This window comes from Verrucomicrobium sp. BvORR034 (genome assembly GCF_000739635.1).
Classification (GTDB): Bacteria; Verrucomicrobiota; Verrucomicrobiia; order Verrucomicrobiales; family Verrucomicrobiaceae; genus Verrucomicrobium.
The window spans coordinates 1-604 of sequence record NZ_BATQ01000126.1; the positions used below are offsets into that span (position 1 = coordinate 1).

Below are 604 nucleotides of genomic sequence, written 5' to 3' on the forward strand. Positions count from 1 at the left end.
GACTGACCACGACGATGGGTTGCAGTCCTTCGTGGTGCACATCGACAACGGAAATCATGGGATGATGATGCAGCGAATCAGGGCTCAGAACCATCTGGCCGCCATCATGGAAGGTGCCCGCAGATGGGCAGCCACCGGGAGCACCACGCCGCTCTCTGCCGACCTCACGATCACGGCCCAAGCTCGATAACCCCTCCTGCTATGAGCACCCTTTACGAGCTGCCCAATGCCCATCAGGAGATCATGGACATTGTGTGCGATACCATCCGGAATCTATGGGCGGGCTCCATCACCCTCAGCCACGCTCAAGCCATCTTCACAGGGGCAAAGGTCTACACGGTGTTGGACGCCCGGCTGAACGACCGGCCTCCCGATCAGGCGGCGATGCAACTGCCCATGATGTCCCATGACTTTCAGGACTTCGAAAAACTGCTGGCCCTGATGGAGCTCGGCAGGCCCTACAGCCCTGGTGAGCTACAGCAGCTGGCAGAGCAAGCGAAACTCTTCCCCAACTGGCTCACCTCCATGCGCCTGTCTCCACCCAGCGCGCGGGCTCGCTTTGGCCTCATGTGTGCCAAGGCACACGGCCGCAGCTGCGAGCGCG

Annotated in this window: 2 protein-coding genes; both read left to right on the forward strand. The window is 61.1% G+C overall.

From position 1 onward, the window contains the following. Nucleotides 1-190, forward strand: a 190-nt coding sequence (locus BV034_RS21015) for a hypothetical protein (protein ID WP_265593272.1), incomplete at its 5' end; no start/stop codon positions are given. A gap of 11 nt (nt 191-201) precedes the next feature. Further along, on the forward strand, nt 202-604 hold a 403-nt coding region (locus BV034_RS21020; protein ID WP_265593273.1), incomplete at its 3' end, for a hypothetical protein.